Source organism: Marivibrio halodurans, assembly GCF_017963645.1.
Taxonomy (GTDB): domain Bacteria; phylum Pseudomonadota; class Alphaproteobacteria; order UBA8366; family Aestuariispiraceae; genus Marivibrio; species Marivibrio halodurans.
In genome coordinates this window covers 16,000-34,675 of the sequence record NZ_JAGMWN010000006.1, presented here as the reverse complement: position 1 = coordinate 34,675, position 18,676 = coordinate 16,000, and the positions used below count along the sequence as shown (strand labels likewise).

The 18,676-nt window shown below is 68.0% G+C and carries 21 protein-coding genes; 9 read left to right on the top strand and 12 right to left on the bottom strand.

The window, feature by feature from the left end; genetic code table 11:
* Window positions 1–62: 62 nt before the first annotated feature.
* Complete coding sequence (locus tag KAJ83_RS13125) at window positions 63–1,118, top strand: aldo/keto reductase (RefSeq protein WP_210682546.1); 1,056 nt, start codon at window positions 63–65, stop codon at window positions 1,116–1,118.
* 116 nt (window positions 1,119–1,234) lie between these two features.
* Window positions 1,235–1,792, top strand: a complete 558-nt coding sequence (gene thpR / locus KAJ83_RS13120) for an RNA 2',3'-cyclic phosphodiesterase (protein WP_210682545.1) — start codon at window positions 1,235–1,237, stop codon at window positions 1,790–1,792.
* 13 nt (window positions 1,793–1,805) lie between these two features.
* Here the strand turns inward: thpR and KAJ83_RS13115 are convergent, their stop codons facing one another.
* Together KAJ83_RS13115 and KAJ83_RS13110 are read right to left on the bottom strand one after the other, a co-directional pair.
* Window positions 1,806–2,708: a fructosamine kinase family protein gene (locus KAJ83_RS13115; protein WP_210682544.1), complete on the bottom strand. Its 903-nt coding sequence runs from the start codon at window positions 2,706–2,708 to the stop codon at window positions 1,806–1,808.
* Window positions 2,705–3,181 (bottom strand): low molecular weight protein-tyrosine-phosphatase, encoded by a 477-nt coding sequence (locus KAJ83_RS13110; RefSeq protein WP_210682543.1) that lies wholly within the window; start codon window positions 3,179–3,181, stop codon window positions 2,705–2,707. The genes KAJ83_RS13115 and KAJ83_RS13110 overlap by 4 nt, the downstream gene beginning before the upstream one ends.
* A gap of 91 nt (window positions 3,182–3,272) precedes the next feature.
* On the opposite strand from KAJ83_RS13110, the gene KAJ83_RS13105 reads away from it, so the two are divergent.
* Complete coding sequence (locus KAJ83_RS13105) at window positions 3,273–4,025, top strand: NAD-dependent deacylase (RefSeq protein ID WP_210682542.1); 753 nt, start codon at window positions 3,273–3,275, stop codon at window positions 4,023–4,025.
* Complete coding sequence (locus KAJ83_RS13100; RefSeq protein WP_343222002.1) at window positions 4,022–4,612, top strand: uracil-DNA glycosylase family protein; 591 nt, start codon at window positions 4,022–4,024, stop codon at window positions 4,610–4,612. The genes KAJ83_RS13105 and KAJ83_RS13100 overlap by 4 nt, the downstream gene beginning before the upstream one ends.
* A 4-nt stretch (window positions 4,613–4,616) precedes the next feature.
* On the opposite strand, the gene KAJ83_RS13095 is transcribed toward KAJ83_RS13100, so the two are convergent.
* The 5 genes from KAJ83_RS13095 to KAJ83_RS13075 form a co-directional block, all read right to left on the bottom strand.
* Window positions 4,617–5,297, bottom strand: a complete 681-nt coding sequence (locus KAJ83_RS13095) for a ferredoxin (protein WP_343222001.1) — start codon at window positions 5,295–5,297, stop codon at window positions 4,617–4,619.
* Window positions 5,290–5,769 (bottom strand): cupin domain-containing protein, encoded by a 480-nt coding sequence (locus tag KAJ83_RS13090; RefSeq protein ID WP_210682541.1) that lies wholly within the window; start codon window positions 5,767–5,769, stop codon window positions 5,290–5,292. The genes KAJ83_RS13095 and KAJ83_RS13090 overlap by 8 nt, the downstream gene beginning before the upstream one ends.
* Before the next feature lie 12 nt (window positions 5,770–5,781).
* A complete protein-coding gene (locus KAJ83_RS13085; protein WP_210682540.1) occupies window positions 5,782–6,396 on the bottom strand; it encodes a glutathione S-transferase family protein in 615 nt (204 codons plus the stop codon).
* A gap of 61 nt (window positions 6,397–6,457) precedes the next feature.
* Window positions 6,458–7,225 carry a hydroxyacylglutathione hydrolase gene (gloB, locus tag KAJ83_RS13080; protein ID WP_210682539.1) on the bottom strand — a complete coding sequence of 256 codons (768 nt, stop codon included), beginning with the start codon at window positions 7,223–7,225 and terminating at the stop codon, window positions 6,458–6,460.
* Between the two features lie 160 nt (window positions 7,226–7,385).
* A complete protein-coding gene (locus tag KAJ83_RS13075; protein ID WP_210682538.1) occupies window positions 7,386–8,030 on the bottom strand; it encodes a DUF2059 domain-containing protein in 645 nt (214 codons plus the stop codon).
* Window positions 8,031–8,220: 190 nt separating this feature from the next.
* On the opposite strand from KAJ83_RS13075, the gene KAJ83_RS13070 reads away from it, so the two are divergent.
* Window positions 8,221–8,970, top strand: coding sequence for a methyltransferase domain-containing protein (locus tag KAJ83_RS13070; protein ID WP_210682537.1), 750 nt, complete (start codon window positions 8,221–8,223; stop codon window positions 8,968–8,970).
* A gap of 18 nt (window positions 8,971–8,988) precedes the next feature.
* Here KAJ83_RS13070 and KAJ83_RS13065 read toward each other — a convergent pair whose 3' ends face one another.
* A complete protein-coding gene (locus tag KAJ83_RS13065) occupies window positions 8,989–10,224 on the bottom strand; it encodes an MFS transporter (RefSeq protein WP_210682536.1) in 1,236 nt (411 codons plus the stop codon).
* Between the two features lie 244 nt (window positions 10,225–10,468).
* Here KAJ83_RS13065 and KAJ83_RS13060 point away from each other — a divergent pair, with 244 nt between their 5' ends.
* Entirely contained in the window at window positions 10,469–10,891 is a 423-nt protein-coding gene (locus tag KAJ83_RS13060; RefSeq protein ID WP_210682535.1) for a hypothetical protein, read from the top strand.
* On the opposite strand, the gene KAJ83_RS13055 is transcribed toward KAJ83_RS13060, so the two are convergent.
* Entirely contained in the window at window positions 10,888–12,042 is a 1,155-nt protein-coding gene (locus tag KAJ83_RS13055) for an MFS transporter (protein WP_343222019.1), read from the bottom strand. The genes KAJ83_RS13060 and KAJ83_RS13055 overlap by 4 nt on opposite strands.
* A 132-nt stretch (window positions 12,043–12,174) precedes the next feature.
* Here KAJ83_RS13055 and KAJ83_RS13050 point away from each other — a divergent pair, with 132 nt between their 5' ends.
* Window positions 12,175–12,342, top strand: coding sequence for a hypothetical protein (locus KAJ83_RS13050; RefSeq protein ID WP_210682533.1), 168 nt, complete (start codon window positions 12,175–12,177; stop codon window positions 12,340–12,342).
* 42 nt (window positions 12,343–12,384) lie between these two features.
* Here the strand turns inward: KAJ83_RS13050 and KAJ83_RS13045 are convergent, their stop codons facing one another.
* Entirely contained in the window at window positions 12,385–13,614 is a 1,230-nt protein-coding gene (locus KAJ83_RS13045; protein WP_210682532.1) for a methyl-accepting chemotaxis protein, read from the bottom strand.
* Complete coding sequence (locus KAJ83_RS13040) at window positions 13,589–14,113, bottom strand: PAS domain-containing protein (RefSeq protein ID WP_210682531.1); 525 nt, start codon at window positions 14,111–14,113, stop codon at window positions 13,589–13,591. Before KAJ83_RS13040 ends, KAJ83_RS13045 begins: the two co-directional genes overlap by 26 nt.
* A 316-nt stretch (window positions 14,114–14,429) precedes the next feature.
* Between KAJ83_RS13040 and acs the strand changes: the two genes are divergently transcribed.
* Together acs and KAJ83_RS13030 are read left to right on the top strand one after the other, a co-directional pair.
* On the top strand, window positions 14,430–16,379 hold the full coding sequence (gene acs / locus KAJ83_RS13035; RefSeq protein ID WP_210682530.1) for an acetate--CoA ligase: 1,950 nt from the start codon (window positions 14,430–14,432) through the stop codon (window positions 16,377–16,379).
* A gap of 177 nt (window positions 16,380–16,556) precedes the next feature.
* Complete coding sequence (locus tag KAJ83_RS13030; RefSeq protein ID WP_210682529.1) at window positions 16,557–17,108, top strand: PAS domain-containing protein; 552 nt, start codon at window positions 16,557–16,559, stop codon at window positions 17,106–17,108.
* Window positions 17,109–17,136: 28 nt separating this feature from the next.
* On the opposite strand, the gene KAJ83_RS13025 is transcribed toward KAJ83_RS13030, so the two are convergent.
* Window positions 17,137–18,675, bottom strand: coding sequence for an inorganic phosphate transporter (locus KAJ83_RS13025; RefSeq protein WP_210682528.1), 1,539 nt, complete (start codon window positions 18,673–18,675; stop codon window positions 17,137–17,139).
* Window position 18,676: the final 1 nt, after the last annotated feature.

The following is an 18,676-nucleotide window of genomic DNA, read 5'->3' as shown; positions in this document are numbered from 1 at the left end:
GTAGGGCCTTTCGGAAAATCCACCCATTCTCCCCCCTCTTATTCGCGAAGGAACCCGCGCGCATGGAATATCGTAAGCTAGGCCGCACCGATATCGAGGTCAGCATGATCTGCCTCGGCACCATGACCTGGGGCGAGCAGAATACCGAGGCCGACGGCCATGCCCAGATCGACCGCGCGATCGAGCGTGGGGTCAATTTCATCGACACGGCCGAGATGTATGCCGTTCCCACCCGCAAGGAGACCGCCGGGCGGACCGAGGAAATCCTGGGGAGCTGGCTCGCCGAGAATAAGGCGAAGCGCGGCGATCTGGTCATCGCGACGAAGGTCGCGGGTCGCGCCGGGAAGCTTTCCTATCTGCGCCCGCACCTGCATGGTGGGGAGACGCGCCTCGACCGGCAATCGATCACCGAGGCGGTGGAGGGAAGCCTGCGTCGCCTGGGCACGGACTATATCGACCTCTATCAATTGCACTGGCCGGATCGGAAGACCAACACCTTCGGCGCGCTCAACTACAGGCATCAGGCGGACGACGATCCGATTCCGGTGGAGGAGACGCTGCGCGCCCTCGACGACCTGGTGAAGGCGGGCAAGGTGCGGACCGTCGGCCTCTCGAACGAAACGCCCTGGGGCATGATGGAATTCGCGCGCGTGGCGGAGCGCGAGGGGCTGGCCCGCGTCGTTTCCTGCCAGAATCCCTATAACCTGCTGATGCGCAATTACGAGTTCGGGTGCGCCGAGGTCTCGATGCGCGAGGATATGGGCCTGCTCGCCTATTCGCCGCTGGCGATGGGGGTGCTGTCGGGCAAATATCTCGACGGTCAGTGGCCGGAAGGCGCGCGCCTCACGCTTTTCGGCGACGAGTTCAAGCGCTATCTGAGCGACCGCGCCCGCCGGGAGACGGCGAAATATGTCGATATCGCCAAGCGCCACGGCCTGGACCCGTCGGCCATGGCGTGCGCCTTCGTGAACCGCCGTCCCTTCGTTACCAGCAATATCATCGGGGCGCGGACGATGGACCAGTTGGAGGTGCTGCTGGACTCCGCCGATCTCGACTTGTCACAAGAGGTTCTTGGGGAAATCGAGGCAATCCACGCGGAAACCCCTATCGGATACTGAAGAATCGGGTATGAAGGAAGGGAAGGGGCGCCCCGCCAGGGTTCGCGCGGCCTTGCAGGAAGTTAGCACGAGCCCGCCCCGGGACGCTTCGCCATCGACGGTAAAGGAGCGCGCCCATGGTTCGTCTTTTCGTCGCGCTGCCGGTTCCCGACGCGGTTCGGGAAAGCCTGCGGGTCATCTCCAACGGCTTGCCTGGCGCCCGCTGGGTCCCGCCCGAGAACTTCCACATCACGCTTCGGTTCGTCGGCGAGATCGATCACGGCCTTGCCCACGACGTGCACGATGCGCTGGAGCGGATCGACGCCCCGGAAATCGATGTGGCGCTCGACGGGTTGGATTGGTTCGGCAGTAAATGGAAGCCGGCCAGCGTCTATGCGCGCGTGGCCAAGACCGACGCCATCATCCATCTTCAGCGTAAGGTGGAATCGGCCGTCGTGCGCGCCGGCCTGAAACCGGAAAGCCGGAAATACTGCCCCCATGTGACGCTGGCGCGCCTGCGTCACACGACGATCCAGGATGTGGAGCGTTATATCCGCGAACGCCACGCGCCGGAGCCGACGCGCTTCACGGCGGAGCGGTTCATCCTCTATTCCAGCTTCCTCAGCTCCACCGGCCCGATCTATCAGGAGGAGGCCGACTATCCCTTGCGCATGGTGGCGGAGCCGGTGTTCTAACCCCCTTTCGGCGCTACCCCACCGCGCGCCGCAGGATCGCGTCGGCCCGGCGGCCGTAGCCCGCGCCGAACAGCGTGGCATGCACCAGAAGGGGATAGAGCAGGTAGAGATCCCGGCGTATGTCGTGAAAGCCTGGGGCGATCGGCCGGTGCTCCGCATAGCGGGCGAAGAAGGTGCCCCCGAAGGTGCCGAACAGGGTGGTGAAGGCCAGTTCCACCTCCGGATGGGCGTAGTGGATGGCGGGGTCGATGAAGCCGGTGATCCGCTCCCGCCCATCGGCCGGCGCCACGATCACATTGCCACCCCACAGATCGCCATGGATCAGGCTGGGATGGGGCGGTTCCTCCAGATATCGGTCGAGGCGCGCGGTCAGCCGTTCGATGCGAGTCATGGTCTCCGCGCCGATTCCGCCGGCCTCCAGCGCGGCGCGGCCGAAGGGCAGCAGCCGCCGTTCGGCATAGAAGTCGAGCCAGCGCGCCGCCCATCCGTTCGGCTGGTCCAGCGGACCGATCAGCGTATCGCGCGCGAGCCCGAAGGCTTCCCCCCGAACGGCATGAAGGGCCGCGATGTGATCGGCCGCGTCGATCTCCGCCGCGCGGGTGATGGCGCCGCCGCCCGCGACATGGTCCATGATCAGCAGGCCAGGCGCGGCGTGATGCACCGCCGGGACGGGCAGGTCGCTTAGCCGCGCGAGTTCCCGCAGCATCCAGCCTTCCCGGTCGAGCCGCCCCGCCGCGTCCGACCCAATGGTGCCCGCCGTCTTCGCGACGAGTCGTCGCCCGCCGGCCATTTCCAGCAGCAGCACCTGCCCCGCCGCCCCGGCGCCGAGGGCGCGCATGGCGGCGGGCACCTCGCCCAGGGCCTCTTCCAGCGCGCGTGCGAGGGGGGCGCCGGTCGTGTCGCCGTCCCGGGTCAAGCCCGCTGCAGCCGGTCGATCCAGCCGCGGCATCCCGCCTCGATCAGGTCGAGGGCATATTCATATTTCGCCGGGCCGCCGTAATACGGGTCCGGGACCTCGTGGGCGGCGGCGTCCGGCGCGGCGGCGAGGAAGAGGGCGATGCGCGCGGCCTGATCGCCCCGGGCCATGCGGCGCAATTGCGCCTCATGGCCGCCATCCATCGCCAGGATCAGGTCGAAGCGGTCGAAATCCACGCGCTCGAACCGGCGCGCCCGCAGGGTGGAGAGATCGTAGCCGCGCGCCGACGCCGCGTCTTGCGCGGCGCGGGTCGGCGCCTCCCCCACATGATAGGAGGCGAGGCCGCAGCTATCCGCCGCCGCCCGCTCGGCGAGGCCGGCGGCCGCCGCCATGTGGCGGAACACCCCCTCCGCCGAGGGGGAGCGGCAGATATTCCCGGTGCAGACGAAGAGGAGGCGGGTCGGCGCGGCCATGCGGGTTTCCTCTCGTGGACTTGTGACGTCGGGGGCGCTTGGTACCATGTTCGGGCTCGTGACAGAAGGATTGGAAGGAGATGCTGGGACCATGGCGACGGATCTTGACCGGCTGGGCTTGGCACGGGTGGACGGCCCGATCGTGATTCTGACGGGGGCGGGCATCTCCAAGGAATCGGGGATCGACACCTTCCGCGACAAGGGTGGCCTCTGGTCCCGCGTCTCGATCGAGGAGGTGGCGACGCCGCAAGCCTTCGCGCGCGATCCGGCCCGGGTCCATGATTTCTACAATACCCGGCGCCGCGATCTGCAACGCCGGGAGATTCGCCCCAATCCCGCCCATCACGCCATCGCGCGGCTGGAACGCATCTGGCCGCATCCGGTGCTGACCGTCACCCAGAATATCGACGACCTGCATGAGCGTGGCGGGGCCGAACGCCTGATCCACATGCATGGTGAGTTGCTGAAGGCGCGGTGCGCCCACTGCGGCGATGTGCGCGGCTGGCGCGACGACGTGACGGTCGCGACGGAATGCGCGGCCTGCGGCCTCGCCGGCGGTATGCGCCCGCATGTTGTCTGGTTCGGGGAAATGCCCTTCGCGATGGAGGAGATCGAGGCGGCGCTGGCCGAGGCCGCGCTGTTCATCGCCATCGGTACCTCCGCCACGGTCTATCCGGCGGCCGGCTTCGTGATGGCCGCGCGGGAGCATGGCTGTCCCCTGACGGTCGAGATGAATAGGGAGGAGACCGACGGCTCCGGCTTCTTTCACCACACGGTGGAAGGCCCGGCGGGGGAGACCGTGCCGGCCCTGGTGGACCGGTTGCTGGCGGCGCGCGTGGCGTGACGGGCGGGGACACGGGCCTTAGCGATTTGCTGGCATCCGTGCGCGGTTGCCGCCTGTGCGCGGATCACCTGCCGCTCGGCCCCCGGCCGGTGGTGCGGATGCGGGAGACCGCGCGGCTTCTCATCATCGGTCAGGCGCCGGGAACCCGGGTGCATGAAAGCGGCGTGCCCTGGGACGACCGCAGCGGGGAGCGGCTGCGGGACTGGCTGTGCCTCGACCCCGCGGCTTTCTATGATGAGAGCCGCGTCGCCATCATGCCGATGGGGTTCTGCTATCCCGGCCGCGACGCGAAGGGCGGCGACAAGCCGCCGCGCCCGGAATGCGCGCCCGCCTGGCACGACGCGCTGCGCGCGCATCTGCCCGATGTGGCGCTGACGCTGTTGGTCGGGGCCTACGCGCAGAAACGCTATCTCGGCGGGCGGGACAGCATGACGGCGCGCGTGCGCGATTTTCGCCGCCATCTGGCGGCCGGTTTCCTGCCGCTGCCGCATCCGTCCTGGCGCACGACCCATTGGCAGAAACGGAACCCCTGGTTCGATACCGAGGTCCTGCCGGAATTGCGGGCGCGGGTGGCGGCGCTTCTATAGCAACTCAGCGTGCCCGCTCGAACGCGCCCATATGGAAGGCGGACTGGGCGTCGTCATAGGTGAAGGTGCTGCCGACCGGGCAGGCATGGCGCGCGCGGCAACCGCGATCGAGGCAGTCCGTGCCGGCGGGGCTTCGGATATGGGCGGTGCAGGCGGGCACGTCATAGCCCGTCTCCGCGTCGAAGGCGCCCACCGGGCAGGTCGAAAGACAGGGGCGCGCGACGCAGCTCTCGCAAGGGCTCGGCCGTCTATCGCGGGGCGGCAAGGCCAGCCGCTCCCGGAACAGCAGCGCCGCGCGATAGGCGTGCCACAGCCCGTAATCCGGATGGATCAACAGACCGAGAGGGGAGGGATGCACCGCCTCCGCCCGCATGGCCCAGCGCTGGAAGGGGTGATAGGGCGGCCCGCCGAAGGGATAGAGCGCGCGTGCCCCGAAAAGCGCCGCCACATCCTCCATCACCGCGCGGGTCCAGCGGTCCATCGGATGCGGATCGGTATCGCGCGCCGCCACCCCCTCGAACACGCGCCACAGGGCGGGGCCCGCATTGCCGATCATCACCACGGTGGCGGCGTCCAGGCCGTCCTCCGCCGTGGGGTGGAAGCCGCCGCGCGCGATCAATCCCTTCGGCGCGAGCGCATGGGCCAGCGCCGCGAGCCTGGGATCGGCGGCGGGCGCCTCAGCCACCACCGCCGTTCCGATCCGTATTGGGTTGGTCCATGCCGGGACGCCAATCGGGGGGCGCCATCTCGAACCCGTCGAAGGAGAAGGCGGGCGCCACCGTGCAGCCGACGAGGGTCCAGTCGCCGAGGCTCTCCGCCGCCTGCCACCATCCCTTGGGCACCAGCACCTGTGGCGTCTGTCCCGCCATCAGGTCGGGGCCGAGGCGATGGGCCTGCGCCTCCACGCCATCGGGCGAGAGGGTGAGCGCCAGCGGCGCGCCGGCATGGAAATGCCAGATTTCGTCCGCGTCGCTCACCCGGTGCCAATGGGAGCGGTCGCCCGCCTCCAGCAGATAGTAGATCGCGGTCATCGCGCCGCGCGCGTCGGCTCCCGGTCCGTCCGGGTCCGGCCGGTGGCGATAGGTCTCGCGGAACCAGCCGCCTTCCGGATGCGGTTCAAGGCCGAGATGCTCGACGATCGCGCGCGCGTCCCGCATGGCCGAACCGCCTCAGGCCGGGGGCGGGGCGGTCGCGGCCATGGACGGCCGCGCGGCGAAGGTCTCGTACCAGGCGGCGAGCTTTTCCCGCCCCTGGCGCCACTGCAATTCGTCGAAGCGGAGATCGAGATAGCCGAGCGCCGTCGCGACGGAAATCTGACCCAGGTCGATTTCGCCTTCCAGCGCGCCCATCTCCGCCTCCAGCGCGTCGGCGCCGGCGTGGATCGCCTGACGCTGACGCTCGTGCCACCAATCGTCGGGCAGGGGCTGGCCGGACTTACGCTCCCGCACCCGCTGGACCTGGAGCAGCAGGGCCGCGTCGGTCATCCCCTGGCCCAGCGCGTGGATGCGCAACACCCGGTCGCGCGCCGATCCGCCCTCGGGGATGAGGCGCGGGGCGTCGCCGATCCGGTCCAGATGGTCGCAGATCACGATCGAATCATAGAGCGCGGGCCCCCCGTCGTCCGGCACCAGGGCCGGCACCTTGGCCAGCGGGTTGGCCGGGCGGTGCTCCTCCCCGAAACCGTCGGTGGGGAGGCGCTCGATCCGGTCGTCCAGGCCGCGCTCGATGGCGGCGATCAGCACCTTGCGCACATAGGGGGAGGTCGCGCTGTAATAGAGCTTCACCGACGGGTTTCCTTTCCATGGTTCTTGTAAGGCGGCGTTCCCGCCACTTATGGGGCGGGCGTTAGAAGCTGTCCTTGCGGCGACGCACCTCGGCGAAGACCTCGACCGGCGGGGCGCCCACCATGTCCATCGCCTGGGCAAGCGCGGGGTCGTCCGCGCGCAGGAAGGGATTGGTGCGCTTCTCCTCGCCCAGCGTCGAGGGCACGGTCGGCTTGCCGGCGGCGCGGGTCGCGTCGATCTCCTTCGCGCGGGTGGCGAGCGCGGCGTTGTCCTCCCCGAGGCTCAGGGCGAAGCGGGCATTGGCCTGGGTATATTCATGGGCGCAATAGACGCGCACGCCGTCCGGCAGGCGCTTCAGCTTGCCCAGGCTCTCCCACATCTGCGCGGGCGTGCCCTCGAACAGCCGGCCGCAGCCCAGCGCGAAGAGCGTGTCGCCGGGGAAGAGGACATCCTCCGCCTCGAACCAATAGGCGATATGGCCGCGCGTATGGCCCGGCACGTCGAAGACGCGCGCCCGCGCGGCGCCGAAATCATAGATATCGCCGTCGCCCACCTCCGTCTGGATGCCGGGAATGCGTTGGCGGTCGGCGCGCGGGCCGACGATATGACAGCCGGTCGCGCGCTGGATTTCCAGATTGCCGCCGACATGATCGCCGTGATGATGGGTGTTCAGAATATGGGTGATGGTCCAGCCGAGCTTGTCGGCCTCCCGCAGCACGGGTTCCGCCACAGCCGGGTCCACGACGGCGACGGCGCCTGTCCCGCTCTCGCGTACGAGATAGACGTAATTGTCGTTCAGGACCGGAATCTGTCGAACATCGAGGCTCATCGGCTACATCTACTCCCGCTCGCGCCCCTCGTCGGGCATGGTCGGCGATATCCAATCGATGGAATGCGGCCCCCCCGATAAGGACACCGCCGCATTCTAACACGCGCGGCCCCGGGCGAAAGGGTCGCCGGGGCCGCGCGTCCGTCCGGAAACCGGGCGATCAGAGCTTGTAGCCCAGATCCTCCGCGTTCTTCTTCACCTCCATGAAGGCTTGCTGGGCCATCTGCTGGCTCCACTGGCGGCTGATCTGGCGCGCCATGCCGACGGCCTGCGGCATCTTCTGGGCGATGGCCTGGCCCTCGGGCGTGTCATAGAAGGCCACGAGGCGGTCCAGCTCATCGTCCGTGAAGGTCTTGGCATAGACCGGCACCAGCGCCTGGGTCAGCTCGTCCCTGCCGGCGTCGAAGGTGGTGGAAACGCTCTTAAGCAGTTGCTTGCGTTTCGCCTGGCCCATGTCGGGGGCGCGCTTCTCCAGCATCGCGTTCATCTGCTTGGCGGCAAGCGGCTTGATCGTCTCGACGGTGCTGTCGACCCGCGTCAGATCCAGCAGACGCTCGATCTTCTCGCGCTTGGCGTCCGAGATGTCGATCTGCTGGGTCTGCTGCCCCTGTTGGGCGGTGCTGTCCTGATTGGCGGATTGGGCCGCCGCCGGAACCGGCGCGAGGCCGAGGCCGAGCGCGATCACCGCGGCGCCCCCCAGGGCCATTCCGGTGTGAAGAAAGGGGCCGGCGTGAAGAAAGGGGCCGGCGTGAAGAAAGGGGCCGGCGTGGAGGAAGGGGGCGCGGGCCTTGGTCTTGATCGTCATATGCTGTCGCTCCGTTCGGTTTCTCCGGACGTGCCGGAATGGTATTCTCGCGTCGCGTGGGAGATAAAGGCGGCACCATTCCGGCGCCGTCGTCCCGACCCCCCACCTAATGCGCCTCGGCGCGAGTTTAAGGGGTGGGGCATGGCAAGTCGGGGCCCGGCGGGTGGGCGAAGCGATCGGAAACGGGATCATGTGGACCGATGTCGTCGATCTGAACGAGTTCTATCGCGGACCGCTCGGCAAGACCGCGCGCCATATGATCCGGTTGGAAATCCGGCGTGTCTGGCCGGATGTCGGCGGGGACGTCGTGGCCGGAGTCGGCTATGCCACGCCCTATATGAAGCAGTTCGCCGGGGAGGCGGAGCGGCTGATCGCCGTGATGCCCGCCTATCAGGGCGTGACCCATTGGCCGCGCGGCGAGCCGAACCGCGTGGCGCTGGCGGACGAGACGGCGCTGCCCTTCGCGGACATGTCGATCGACCGGCTGCTGTTGGTCCATGCGGTCGAGAATACCGAGCATCTGCGCGACCTGATGCGCGAATGCTGGCGGGTGCTAAACGGGGCGGGGCGGCTGCTGGCGGTCGTGCCGGCGCGCCGGGGCCTGTGGGCGCGCAGCGAGCGCACGCCCTTCGGGCATGGAAAACCCTTCAGCCGCGCCCAGTTCCAGCGCCTGCTACGGGACGGGGAATTCGATCCGACCCACACCAGCCGGGCCCTCTATGTGCCGCCGGTGCGCTGGCCGATGCTGCTGCACGCCGCCCCCGCCTGGGAGCGGATCGGCCGGCGCTGGTTCAACACCGTCGGCGGTGTCCTGGTGATCGAGGCGCGCAAGCAGGTCTATGCGCCGACCCCGGCGCGGACGCGGCCGGTCATGCGGCCGCGTCTCCTGCCGGTGCCCCGCCCGCAGCCGGTCGCGGGACGGCTACGGACGGGGGATTGACCATCCGTTCCAGGCGAGTCAGGCGGCAGGCGCGGGCCGGGCCGCGCGCACGATCGGCCGTTCGTCGATCGGCAGATGGATCACGGCCGCCATCAGCCCCAGCACCACGCCGGCCCACCAGACCGGATCGTAGGTGCCCATCGTGTCGTAGAGATAGCCGCCCAGCCAGACGCCGAGGAAACTGCCGATCTGGTGGCTGAGGAACACGATGCCGAAGAGCGTCGCCATGTAGCGCATGCCGAAGACCTGGGCCACGATTCCCGTCGTCAGCGGCACTGTGGAAAGCCACAGCAGCCCCATGACGCCGGCGAAGACCAGGATGGTAACCTCCGTCTTCGGCAATAGCAGCAGGGCCGTGATGGCGATCGCGCGCACGAAATAGATGGCCGAGAGGCCCGAGCGCTTCGACCAGCGCTGGCCGAAGGCGCCGCTGGCGAAGGCGCCGACGATATTGCACAGCCCGACCAGCGCCAGCGCATAGGCGCCGATCGCGGGGTCGAGACCGAGCCCGGTGACATAGGCCGGGAAATGCACCGTGATGAAGGCGATGTGGAATCCGCAGACGAAGAAACCGGCGGTCAGCAACACATAGCCGCGATGACTCAGCGCCTCGCGCAAGGCACCGCCGATCGTCATGTCGGCGAGCGGGTCGCTCTCATCCTGGGATGCGCCGGGCAGGATGAAGGCGAGCGGGATCACCAGCAGCGTCGTCGCCGCCACCACGAACAGCGCGTCGTGCCAGCCGATGCCCGCGATCAGCGCCTGGCCGAAGGGCGAGAACACGACCTGACCGGCCGATCCCGCCGCCGTGCCGAGTCCGAGCGCGAGCGAGCGCCGCGACGGGGCCACGACCTTCGCCATCGCGGCCAGCGCGATCGAGAAGGCGGTGAAGGCGACGCCCAGTCCGGTCAGCACGCCGCCGGTCATCTGGAAGGCGAGGCCGCTGTCGCTCACCGCCATGCCGGCGACCCCGGCGGCGTAGAGCAGCGCGCCCACGGCGAGCACGCGCGGCGCGCCGAACTTGTCGGCCAGCGCGCCCGCGAAGGGCAGGCCGAGGCCCCAGAACAGATTCTGGATTGCCATGGCGAGCGCGAAGGTCTCCCGGCTCCAGCCCTTGGCGAGCGTCATCGGCTCCAGCCACAGGCCGAAGGAGGAGCGCACGCCGAACCCGACGAGCGCGATGAGACAGCCGCAAATTACGACGATCAGCGGCGTGCGCCACGGGGCGGCCGCCGGATGGGAGGGGGATGTCATGGCATCGACCTTTCGAGGCGGGCCCTCCGCCGAGGGCCGCGCGCGGACGGGCGAACTATCGATCCACCGCGCGGGGAAGGCAAGAGATCGCGCGCGCAAAAGACTCGTGACGGCGGGGGAATAAAAGGGCGCCGATGGGGGTGGTGACGGGTGGCCGGACTCATGGGGGCTTGACGCCCCGGCCCGATACCTCGACATCGGGGCGGGGAAATAGGGGTTTGTAGCCGGGGAGCCATTCGAGACCATGTCGGAAAAGATCGAATCCATTCTGTTGAACAATATCCCGCCGATCCTGCGGCTCGTGGCGGGCAAGATCGACGCGTCCGGGGAACTGATGGTGCGTAACGCCCTGTTCGCGATGGCGGGCGAGCTGTCGAGCGAGCAGACGATCGCGATTTCGGAGGAGGACGGCCCCGCCCGGATCGAAGGTCTGGTGCGCGCGCAGAAGGCGGTGACCGACAAGCTCGGTGCGCTGCCGAACGACAAGCAGGAAACCCCCGCCGCCCAGCAATTGGCGCTGTGCGGCGAGGCGTTGGGCGAGATCAAGGAATCCTTCCTGCTCGCCATCGAGGAAGGGTTGACCGCCAAGGTCAATGTGCGCCGTCTCGCCGATGCGCTGCGTGAGGATGACGGCGAGGAGGAGGACGCGGAAGACGCCGCCGGCTAGGTCTCGCGGCCTTTCCGGCTGGCGAACGCGAAAGCCGTGAGGCCGATCACGCTGACCGCGAGCAGGGTCTGGAGAACCAGGTCGTAACCGCCGGTTCGCCAGATCAGCGCGCCCGCGACCGGGGCCAGGGCGAAGGCCGCGAGGAACGGCACCGCCAGCGCGCCGGAGACGGCGCCGAACCCTTCTTCCCCCAGGATATCCCGGGTGACGACGGGTTTCATGATGCTGGAGACGCCGGCGCCGCTTCCAAGCAGCGCGACGAAGGGCAGCAGCATCAGCGGGGTCGCCGCCGCCGCCATCAGCGCCAGAACGGCCAGCGCCAAGGCCAGGAAGCAGGCCAGCGTGATGGCGCGGTTCGTGACCCGATGCTCCACCGCCAGCATGGCCAGCCGCCCCAGCACCTGCATCGGTCCGATCGCGGCGGCGGCCAGGACGGCGATATCCGGGTCGACCGCCCGTTCCTCCAGGATCGGCAATAGATGGGTGACGCAAATCCCATGCGTCAGCGCCAGAGCCGCGAAACAGACGGCCAGCAACCAGAAGGACGGGTGCGTCATATAGCGCAGACCGCGATCCGGTTCCGTGGGGTGGGTCTCATGGGCTTCATCGGCGGGCACGCCGCGCGGCGCATATTCCGCCTCCAGGCGCCGGGCCGCCATCCCGGCCAAGGGCAGCGCGATTCCCAGGATCAGGGCCGAGAAGACGATCAAGGGGCCGCGCCAGCCGAGTAGATCGCTCAACAGATGCGCGCACGGGAAGGCGAGGGTGCCGGCGAAACCGGCGACCAGGGTGATCAGCGTGATCGCGCGCCGGGCCCCCGGGCCGCGCGCCCGCGTCACCAACGAGAAACAGGGGATGTAAAGCGCCCCGCCCATCGCCAGGCCGATCACCGCCCAGAGCGCGGCGAAGGACCAGAAGCCGTCCGCCACCGCCAGTCCGGCCAGCGCGACCCCGCCGAGGCCCGCGCTTCCGGCCAGGACGCGCGGGCCGTGTCCCCGGTCGATCAACCGTCCGGCGATCGGGGAACAAAGCGCCGAGAAGCCGATCGATAGGGTGAAGACGGCCGAGAGGTCCGTGCGCGCCAGCCCCGTCGCCGCCTCGAAACGCAGGATCATCGCCGGGAACATATAATAGAGGCCGGCCCAGACAATCGTCTACGAGACGGCCAGCATCCAGATCGGCCGGTTGTCCGGTGTCCCCGGCGCGCGATGGGCGCCCGTGGCATGCGGTTCGCCGGAAGGAATGCCGGGACGGCCGGCGTTACGTACGCTCATGGTGAAACCATGCGGGGTGAAACCATGCTGGGTGAAACCATGCTGGGTGAAACCCTGCCGGGTGAAATCACGCCGGGCGCGCCGGGGAATGAGTGCGGGGAACGGATACGCGCCGGTTCCGCGGATAGTAGCCCACGCGCGCGGTGGCGCAATGGGGTGACCGGCCCGGCGGCGTGACCGGCCCGGCGCATGGAATGGCGCGCCGGGCCGGTGGGCCCATCAGTCCGCGCGCATCGTATTCAGGAAACCGTCCACGGCGCCGCGTAGCGTCTCCGCCTGCCGGGACAGTTCCCCGGCGGCCTGCAACACCTCGCTCGCCGCCTGCCCGGTATCCCGTGCCGCCTCCGACACGGTGCCGATCGTCTCGCTCACGCCGCGCGCGCTGGCGGCGGCCTCCTGGACGTTGCGGGCGATCTCCTGCGTCGCGGCGTTCTGCTGCTCCACGGCGGCCGAGATGGTGGATGCGATCTGCTGCGTCTCGTCGATGATCGCGCTGATCTCGCGGATCGAGGCGACGGTCTCCGCCGTGATGCTCTGCATGTCGCCGACCTGGCGGGTGATCTCCTCGGTCGCCTTGGCGGTTTGGCTCGCCAGGGTCTTCACCTCGTTGGCGACGACGGCGAAACCCTTGCCGGCCTCACCGGCGCGTGCCGCCTCGATGGTCGCGTTGAGCGCCAGCAGGTTGGTCTGGTCCGCGATGTCGCGGATCAGGTCGATCACCTCCCCGATATGAGTGGCGGCGGTGTTCATGCCTTCCACCTTGCGGTCGGCCTCGGCGGCGGCGTCGACCGCCTTGGCCGTCACTTCGCTGGATCGGCCGACGGATCGGCCGATCTCCTGCGTCGAGGCGGCGAGTTCCTCCGAGGCGGCGGCGACCGTCTCGACATTCTGGGAGGTGGAATCCATCGCCTCGCGCACGCTCTCCGACCGGTTGGCGGTCTCCTCCGCCTGACCACGCATGCCGCCCGCCGTCGCCTCCATCTCCGTCGCGGCGGAGGCGAGAACCTCGACCACGTCCTTCACCGAGTCCTCGAATCGGTCGGCCATATGGGAAACCCGGCGGTCGCGGTCGCGCATATAGGCCACGGCCTCGTTGATCGAGCCGGCGGCGCGCTGGAATTCCCCCTGGAGACCACGCAGCAGGATACGGCGATAGAACTTGCCCTCCGCGACATGCCTCAGGGAGGCTTCCGATTCCCGCGTGAAGGCATCGACCACGTCGAGCAAATGGTTGATCGCGTGATGCAGTTCCGCGGTCGGCGTGCCCTCCGCGATGCCGACGATACGCGCCTCCATGTCACCGGCCGCGGCGCGTTGGCAAATCGCGGTCGCGCGCGCGATCTCCGCCTCGGGGGACCGGCGCTTGGGTTTCGCGCCGGCGGGCGCGGTACCGGGGCCCGGACGCCCGTCCGTCGCGTCGTGCCTAGAGCGTGAAAACAAATTCATCATAGACCATCCCTGTTTCGTCGATTTTCTCGTTCAGCATCCGCACGCCCGCTTCCAGCCCCGACTTCGCGTTGTCGTGCCGGGCTTCCTCCGCGAGCAGCGCGGCATAGAGCGGCTCGACCTTCTCCACGGCGGCCGGGTCCGGCAGGCGTCGGTTGGAATGATAGGCGCTGATCTCGCCGGCCTCGTTAAAGGTCGGTGTCACATGGGCGAAAACCCAATAATGGTCGCCGTTCCGCGCCATGTTCTTCACATAGGCGAAGATTTCCCGTTTCGCCTCGATCCGCGCCCACAACAGCTTGAAGACGCAGCGCGGCATGTCCGGGTGGCGCAGGATCGAATGCGGCGCGCCCAGAATCTCCGATTCCGCATAGCCCGCGACCCGGAGGAACACGTCGTTGGCGTAGGTGATGCGACCCTTGGGGTCGGTCTTGGAGACGATGATCTCGTTCTCCCCGAAGGTACGGGCCCGGCCCGTCGGCGTGGCGGCGTATTTTGCCATGCGATCGTTGTTCTCCCATCATACTGGCACGCGGGTGCTCCGGCTTTCGTCGATTGATATGTTAGTACGAAACCCTAGATGTTGAGCGAGATCAATCGGCTGGTGCGTGTCCCGGTCGGCGCGGCGAAGGACGCGCGCGCCGGTTGAAGCGCGGGCCGGAGTTGGGCAACATGCCGAGTCAAGAAAGCGCGCCTTTGCCCGGGCCCGGTGTCAAGCCGGGTGCGATGGAGGGTACTGGCGTGGAACGGGACCGATCGTCGGCGCGTCGCCCGCGCCCAAGCGGGTCGGTTCGTGAGAGCAGAGGGGAACACTGCCCATGTCGGAAGAACAGGTCTTTCCCGTGCCGGACGCGATCGCGGAACAGGCATGGATCGACAACGATACCTACGAGAAGATGTACAAGCAGTCGGTCGAGGACCCGGAAGCGTTCTGGGCCGAGCACGGCAAGCGCGTCGATTGGATCAAGCCCTTCTCGACGGTCAAGAACGTCGATTTCAATGCGCCCGGCGTGTCGATCAAGTGGTTCGAGGACGGTACGCTCAACGCCTGCTATAACTGCGTCGACCGCCATCTCGAGAAGCGTGGCGATCAGGCGGCGATCATCTGGGAAGGCGACGAGCCGGACCAGGACAAGACCATCACCTTCAAGGAACTGCACGAGAAGGTAAGTCGCCTGGGCAACGCCATGAAGGCCCAGGGCGTGAAGAAGGGCGACCGGGTCTGCATCTACATGCCGATGATCCCGGAGGCGGCCTATGCGATGCTGGCCTGCGCGCGCATCGGGGCGATCCATTCGATCGTCTTCGGTGGTTTCTCGCCCGACTCGCTCGCCAACCGCATTCAGGATTCCGAATGCAAGATGGTGATTACCGCGGACGAGGGGCCGCGCGGCGGCAAGAACGTGCCGCTCAAGGCGAATACCGACAAGGCGGTGGAGAACTGCCCGTCGGTGACCAGCGTCCTGGTGGTCAAGCGCACCGGCAATCCGATCGACATGAAGGACGGCCGCGACCATTGGTATCATGAGGTCACCGAGGCGGCCGATACCGACTGCCCGTGCGAGGAGATGAGCGCGGAGGACCCGCTCTTCATCCTCTATACCTCCGGCTCGACGGGTAAGCCGAAGGGCGTGCTGCACACGACCGGCGGCTATCTCGTCTATACCTCGATCACGCACCAGTACGTCTTCGACTACAAGGATGGCGAGGTTTATTGGTGCACGGCCGATGTCGGCTGGGTGACGGGTCACAGCTATATCGTCTACGGCCCGCTGGCCAACGGCGCGACCACGATGATCTTCGAGGGCACGCCGACCTACCCGGACGCCTCGCGCCATTGGCAGGTCATCGACAAGCACAAGGTCAATATCTACTACACCGCGCCGACGGCGATCCGCGCCCTGATGGCCAAGGGCGAGGAGCCGGTGAAGAAGACCAGCCGCAAGAGCTTGCGCATCCTGGGCACGGTCGGCGAGCCGATCAATCCGGAGGCATGGCGCTGGTATTACGAGGTAGTGGGCGACAAGCGCTGCCCGATCGTCGATACCTGGTGGCAGACCGAGACCGGCGGCATCCTGATCACCCCGCTGCCAGGCGCCACGAAGCTGAAGCCCGGGTCGGCCACCCGCCCCTTCTTCGGCGTCAAGCCGGAGATCGTGGACAATGAAGGCCATCTGCAGGAAGGCGCGACGGAGGGCAATCTCTGCATCGCCGATAGCTGGCCGGGTCAGATGCGCACGGTCTATGGCGATCATGAGCGCTTCGAGCAGACCTACTTCATGACCTATAAGGGCAAGTACTTCACCGGCGACGGCTGCCGCCGCGATGCCGACGGGTACTATTGGATCACCGGCCGCGTGGACGACGTGATCAACGTCTCCGGGCACCGCATGGGCACGGCCGAGGTCGAGAGCTCCCTGGTCGGCCACCCCAAGGTCGCGGAAGCGGCCGTGGTCGGCGCCCCGCACGATCTGAAGGGCCAGGGCATCTATGCCTATGTCACCCTGAATTCGGGCGAGGAGCCGTCGGACGACCTCAAGAAGGAACTCGTTCAGTGGGTGCGCAAGGATATCGGTCCCATCGCCAGCCCCGATTGGCTGCAATGGGCGCCGGGCCTGCCGAAGACGCGCTCGGGCAAGATCATGCGCCGCATCCTGCGCAAGATCGCCGAGGATGATTTCGGCAGCCTGGGCGATACCTCGACCCTCGCCGACCCGGGCGTCGTCGACGACCTGATCGACAACCGTCAGAACCGCAAGGACGCCTGACGGCGGCATCTGCTATCGGCGGAACGAAGAAGGGCGGGGCCGCGTGGCGCCGCCCTTTTTCTTGAACGGGTTTTTGGGGTGGGGTTTCTCGGGCTGGGAATCGCGGCATTGCGTCGACGGCCGTCAGTCCCCACAATCGCGCATGGGAAGGGCGGCACCTGGGGCCGCGACGACATTATGAATTCCGATCCGCGCGAGGTGCTGAAGTGGCGCTATGGGGTGTGCGCGCTCGATGCCGCGCCGGAGCGCTTCGGCCCCTTCGCCGAATTGGTCGCGCTGTGGCGCGGGCGAACGCCAGCGGGCGCGGTCATGCCGCGCCGGGCCGATATCGATGTCCTTGATCTCAGGCGCTGGCTCGGCCGGATCTTCATCGCCCGTGTTGAACGCGATCCCTTCGCCCTGCGCTTCGCGCTCTGGGGCACGGTGCTGACCCGCTGGTGGGGGGTGGACTATACCGGCAAGATCCTCGGGGAGGAATCGCGTAACCCCGATCTCTGGACGTTGGTCGAGATCGCCTATTTCAGGGAAATGGACCGCGCGCCCTTTCTCGGCATCGCTACCGGCTATCTCGACCAGCATGACCGCTCGCATATCAAGGTGATCAGTATCGACCTGCCGCTCGGCGAGGCGGGGCGGATGATGCATGTCCTGTCCGTGCATCAGAAGATCGGCCTGGACGAAACACCGGAAAGCCTGATGCCGGACTGCCCGATCGATCGTTATTTTTGAGAGGGTGTCCCCCGGGCGATGGACGGTATTAGGCCATCACGAGATCGAGCGCCCAGTAAAGGACCGCCGAGAGCAGCGCCGCCGCCGGCACCGTCACGACCCAGGCGGCGATGATGGTCAGGAAATGCGCCCGGCGCACGAGGCGGCGGCGTTGGCGTTCCTCGCGCGAGAGCGGTGGAGGCTCCGCCCCGCCGCTTACTAGCCGGCGGCGGCGCTTGCTGCGTTCCACGAAGGCTTCCCGGAAGAAGCCGACACCGAAGACCGCGCCGACCGCGATATGGGTGGAACTGACCGGCAGGCCGAGCCAGGAGGCGACGATGACCGTGATCGCCGCCGACAGCGCGACGCAATAGGCCCGCATCGGGTTCATCTTGGTGATCCGCGAGCCGACCATGCGGATCAGCCGGGGACCGTAGAGGAACAGGCCGAGCGATATGCCGAAGGCGCCGATGATCATCACCCAGCCCGGCACCACGACCGCGCCCGCGATGTCGCCGACCTCGACCGCATGGAGGATGGCGGCCAGCGGCCCGATGGCGTTCGCCACGTCGTTCGCCCCGTGCGCGAAGGAAAGCAGCGCCGCCGCGCAGATCAACGGCAGGCGGAAAAGCCGCCGCAGCGATTGGTTGCGATTCTCCATGCCCGCCGATTGCCGGCGGATCACGGGCCGCATGACGGCATAGGTCGCCGCGAAGACAGCCGCCGACAGCAACAGGACGGTCGCCGTGTCGGGGCGCCAGATGCGCTTCAACCCCTTCACCGCCAGATAGCCGGCGAAGGCGGCCGCCATGATCGCGACCAGGATCGGAATCCAGCGCCGCGCGGCGGCGATCTTGTCGTCCCGATAGATCAGGCGCAGCTTGATGAAGGCCAGGAACAGCGCCGCGATAATTCCGCCGAGCAGGGGGGAGATCACCCAGCTCGCCGCGATCGCGCCCATGGTCGGCCAATCGACCAGCCCGAAGCCCGCGACCGCGATACCGGCGCCCATGACGCTGCCGACCACGGCATGGGTGGTGGAGACCGGCGCGCCGATCACGGTGGCGAGATTGACCCACAGCGCGGAGGCCGCGAGCGCCGCCATCATCGCGCGCACGAAGATCGCGTCGTCGCCGACCTGACCGGGGTCGATGATCCCCTTGGAGATCGTATCGACCACGTCGCCGCCGGCCAGCAATGCCCCGGCGCTCTCGCACAGCGCGGCGATGACGAGCGCGCCGGTCAGCGTCACCGCCCGCGCGCCGACCGCCGGGCCGACATTGTTGGCGACGTCGTTGGCGCCGATATTGAGCGCCATGTACCCGCCCAGCACCGCCGCGATCACGACCAGCACGATGCCGGACTGATCGCCCGCGAAACCGTAGGCGACGGCGCCGGACAGCAGCAGGAAAAGGCTCGCCAGAGCCGGCGCGGTGAGGCCGCCGGTCAGCGCGCGGCTCGCCGCCTCCACATGGGTCAGCTTCTCCAGGTCGCGGTCGAGCGTGCCGCGCGCGGCGGCCGCGTCGCCCCGCGTCCCCTCATTCCGACCGCCGAATCGCGCTCTACGGTTCCCGTCGTCCTGCGCCAAG

What these genes read in the sequence shown, in the direction of transcription:
- KAJ83_RS13060 (WP_210682535.1), top strand. Translation starts at nt 10,469, where the DNA reads ATGTCGGAAAAGATCGAATCCATTCTGTTGAACAATATCCCGCCGATC.
- gloB (WP_210682539.1), bottom strand. Translation starts at nt 7,225, where the DNA reads ATGAGCCTCGATGTTCGACAGATTCCGGTCCTGAACGACAATTACGTC.
- KAJ83_RS13125 (WP_210682546.1), top strand. Translation starts at nt 63, where the DNA reads ATGGAATATCGTAAGCTAGGCCGCACCGATATCGAGGTCAGCATGATC.
- KAJ83_RS13075 (WP_210682538.1), bottom strand. Translation starts at nt 8,030, where the DNA reads ATGACGATCAAGACCAAGGCCCGCGCCCCCTTCCTCCACGCCGGCCCC.
- thpR (WP_210682545.1), top strand. Translation starts at nt 1,235, where the DNA reads ATGGTTCGTCTTTTCGTCGCGCTGCCGGTTCCCGACGCGGTTCGGGAA.
- KAJ83_RS13030 (WP_210682529.1), top strand. Translation starts at nt 16,557, where the DNA reads ATGAATTCCGATCCGCGCGAGGTGCTGAAGTGGCGCTATGGGGTGTGC.
- KAJ83_RS13090 (WP_210682541.1), bottom strand. Translation starts at nt 5,769, where the DNA reads ATGCGGGACGCGCGCGCGATCGTCGAGCATCTCGGCCTTGAACCGCAT.
- KAJ83_RS13105 (WP_210682542.1), top strand. Translation starts at nt 3,273, where the DNA reads ATGGCGACGGATCTTGACCGGCTGGGCTTGGCACGGGTGGACGGCCCG.
- KAJ83_RS13070 (WP_210682537.1), top strand. Translation starts at nt 8,221, where the DNA reads ATGTGGACCGATGTCGTCGATCTGAACGAGTTCTATCGCGGACCGCTC.
- KAJ83_RS13050 (WP_210682533.1), top strand. Translation starts at nt 12,175, where the DNA reads ATGCGGGGTGAAACCATGCTGGGTGAAACCATGCTGGGTGAAACCCTG.
- KAJ83_RS13110 (WP_210682543.1), bottom strand. Translation starts at nt 3,181, where the DNA reads ATGGCCGCGCCGACCCGCCTCCTCTTCGTCTGCACCGGGAATATCTGC.
- KAJ83_RS13045 (WP_210682532.1), bottom strand. Translation starts at nt 13,614, where the DNA reads ATGATGAATTTGTTTTCACGCTCTAGGCACGACGCGACGGACGGGCGT.
- KAJ83_RS13040 (WP_210682531.1), bottom strand. Translation starts at nt 14,113, where the DNA reads ATGGCAAAATACGCCGCCACGCCGACGGGCCGGGCCCGTACCTTCGGG.
- KAJ83_RS13065 (WP_210682536.1), bottom strand. Translation starts at nt 10,224, where the DNA reads ATGACATCCCCCTCCCATCCGGCGGCCGCCCCGTGGCGCACGCCGCTG.
- acs (WP_210682530.1), top strand. Translation starts at nt 14,430, where the DNA reads ATGTCGGAAGAACAGGTCTTTCCCGTGCCGGACGCGATCGCGGAACAG.